A 3,250-nucleotide genomic window follows, 5' to 3' on the forward strand; every position below is an offset into this window, starting at 1 on the left:
TGCCAGCAGCGAGACCATCTGCTTTTACGACAATCGGTGCGCCTTTTTCTTTAATATATGCAACAGCAGGCTCAGCTTCCGTGAAGGTCTGATAGGAAGCGGTAGGAATCTCATACTGCTCCATGATCTGTTTCGCGAAATGTTTGCTTCCTTCGATTAATGCGGCTTGTTGATTAGGTCCGAAAACCTTTAAGCCTGCTTCCTGAAAGGCATCGACGACCCCTTCAAGCAGCGGATTTTCAGGACCGACCACCGTCAGGTCAACTTCGTTTTCTTTAGCAAAACGCACTAACCCCTCCTGATCGGTTTCCGGTATAGCTACACGCTCAGCCAATTCTTCCATACCAGCATTTCCAGGTACGGCATAAAGCATCGTTGCCTGTTCACTTTCGGCAAACTTCTGAATCAGACTGTGTTCTCTTCCACCGCGTCCGATGACCATGATTTTCATGCCTGTCCACCTCTTCCTCTAATGTTTGAAATGACGCATTCTAGTAAATACCATGGCGATGCCGTGCTTATCGCAGGCATCAATCGAATCCTGGTCACGCTTCGAACCACCCGGCTGGATGATCGCTGTAACACCTGCTTCAGCTGCTGCTTCGACCGTATCCGGCATTGGGAAGAAGGCGTCAGAAGCCATAATGCTTCCTTTCGCTTGCTCATCCGCCTGCTCCAGAGCAATTTTCGCAGCACCTACACGGTTCATTTGACCCGCACCGACACCAAGTGTACGGTCGCCTTTAGCAATAACAATTGCGTTCGATTTCACATGCTTCACCACTTTCCAGCCAAGCTTCAAATCATGAAGCTCCTGATCGGTGGGCTTCCGGCTGGTCGCTACTTCAAGTTCCGTCACATCAACAGAACCTTCATCAGTATCCTGAACAAGCAGACCTCCGCTTACACTTGTCAGCTTGTGCGTCTGCTGCTCTGCCTTTTTCATTTCAACGGTAAGCAGGCGCAGGTTTTTCTTTTTCGTCAGAAGATCGAGAGCTTCCTGACTGAAGGAAGGTGCAATGATGATTTCGAGGAAGATCTCTTTTAACTTAGCGGCTGTTGCTTCGTCCACTTCCCGGTTCAATGCTACAATACCACCGAAAATAGAGACTGGATCTCCTTCGTAGGCCTTAACATACGCGTCGTATATATTTTCCCCAACGCCTACGCCGCATGGGTTCATATGTTTCACGGCAACCGCTGCCGGCTGTTCAAATTCAAGTACGACTTCAAGCGCTGCATTAGCATCCTGAATATTGTTATAAGATAGCTCTTTGCCGTTCAGCTGCTCGGCCTGCGCAAGAGATGCGCCTTCATAATTCGCTTTTTTATAAAAGCTTGCTGATTGATGAGGGTTCTCTCCATATCGTAAGGATTGAACTTTTTCATACGTAGCTGTGTACGTTTCCGGATAAGCTTCTTCCGTCTTAGTGGTAAAGTACTCCGCAATCATTGCATCGTAGTTAGCCGTATGACGGAAAACCTTCGCCGCAAGGTTCCGGCGTTTTTCATAGGTTAGTTCATCTTGTAACCCGGCGATTACTTCATCATAGTCAGCCGGATCCACGACTACCGCTACATCTTCAAAACTCTTTGCCGCTGCCCGAAGCATCGTCGGTCCGCCGATATCCACGTTTTCAATAGCGTCCGCTTCTGTTACTCCAGGCTTCGCGATTGTATCTTTAAATGGATATAAATTAACGGCCACCAGATCAATCGTCTGGATATTCAGTTCATCCAGCTGCTGCATGTGGTCTTCATTGCCGCGCTTGGCTAAGAGACCGCCATGTACGGCCGGGTGAAGGGTTTTGACACGCCCATCCATAATTTCAGGAAAATCGGTAATTTCAGAAATCGACAGCACCGGAATACCTGCTTCTTCGATCGTTCGCTTCGTCCCTCCGGTCGAGATTAGTTCGTAGTCTAGTTCATGCAGCTGCTTCGCAAATTCTGTTAATCCTTGTTTATTTGATACGCTGAGTAAGGCGCGTTTCTTCATTTCGATTCCTCCTTGACCAGTAAAGACTGAATAACTTCCGGGTACAGGCGATGTTCGACCGCCTGAATTTTTTGTTTCACATCTTCTTCGGTATCGTCCTCTTTAATGCGGATAGCTTCTTGATCGATAATCGGTCCGGTGTCCATGCCGTCATCTACAAAATGCACGGTCACTCCGGTAACTTTCACTTTTTTATCAAGTGCCTGACCAATCGCATCTTTACCTGGAAAGGCCGGCAGCAGAGAGGGGTGAATGTTTACGATTCGGTTCTGATAAGGTTTAAGCAGCGTCGGCCCAAGCAGCCTCATGTATCCAGCCAGCACGATGTAATCGATATTTCTTGAGCGGCAGTCTTCAAGAAGAGCTGCTTCGTAGGCCGCTTTATTGTCATACACTTTCGGTGTAAAAACGACGGTATCAATATCATGACGCTGGGCTTTTTCAATCACGGGAGCCCCGACACGATCACAGATCAAAAGAGAAATGTTTGCTTCAAGATCTCCTCTTTCCACGGCTTGAACGATGGCATCAAAATTCGAGCCTGCGCCTGAGGCAAAAATCGCTATATTTCTCATATCCAGTGAATTCCTTCCTCATCTGTAACCTGCCCGATAACCACCGGTGTCTCCCCAGCTTCCTGTAAAGCAGCAAGTGCCGCTTCCTTATCTGCTTTCGACACAACCGCAACCATTCCTATACCCATGTTAAACACACCGAACATGTCCTCTTCGGATAGGTTTCCGTGATGCTGTAAGAAAGAGAAAATGGAAGGAGCTGACCAGCTTGTCCGGTCTACTTGAGCCCCGAGCCCTTCAGGCAGCGCGCGCGGAATATTCTCATAAAAACCGCCGCCTGTAATATGAGCCACGCCCTTAATGGTGACAGCCTGTTTCAACCGCTGAAGGGCCGGGACGTAAATTCGCGTCGGAGTGAGAAGCTCCTCTCCAAGCGGGCGCTGAAATTCAGAATAAACTTCGTCCAGATCGAGCTCATTAGATTCTATAATTTTTCGAACCAGAGAAAAGCCGTTAGAGTGCACACCAGATGACGAAAGACCAATAAGCACGTCTCCTACTTGAATCGATTCCCCGGTCACCAGCTGTTTCTTATCGGCCATACCTACGACAAAACCGGCCAAGTCATATTCTTCAAGCTCATACATCCCTGGCATTTCGGCCGTTTCTCCGCCGATAAGAGCCGCTCCCGACTGTTCACAGCCATCCGCAATTCCTTTGACGATCTGTTCGATAC

General features: G+C 48.4%; 4 protein-coding genes. All 4 read right to left on the minus strand.

Annotated features, from left to right (window positions below):
- On the minus strand, window positions 1-451 hold a 451-nt coding region (locus tag WAM07_RS03225; protein WP_422164730.1), incomplete at its 3' end, for a phosphoribosylamine--glycine ligase.
- Between the two features lie 18 nt (window positions 452-469).
- The gene (purH, locus tag WAM07_RS03230) at window positions 470-1,999 is read right to left on the minus strand and encodes a bifunctional phosphoribosylaminoimidazolecarboxamide formyltransferase/IMP cyclohydrolase (protein WP_422164732.1); all 1,530 of its coding nucleotides are present in this window, start codon (window positions 1,997-1,999) and stop codon (window positions 470-472) included.
- Entirely contained in the window at window positions 1,996-2,574 is a 579-nt protein-coding gene (gene purN, locus WAM07_RS03235) for a phosphoribosylglycinamide formyltransferase (protein WP_422164734.1), read from the minus strand. Before purN ends, purH begins: the two co-directional genes overlap by 4 nt.
- The coding region (gene purM / locus WAM07_RS03240; RefSeq protein WP_422164736.1) for a phosphoribosylformylglycinamidine cyclo-ligase at window positions 2,571-3,250 on the minus strand (680 nt) is incomplete at its 5' end. The genes purN and purM, both read right to left, overlap by 4 nt.

It is taken from the genome of Halobacillus sp. (assembly GCF_049282395.1).
Lineage (GTDB): Bacteria > Bacillota > Bacilli > Bacillales > Halobacillaceae > Halobacillus.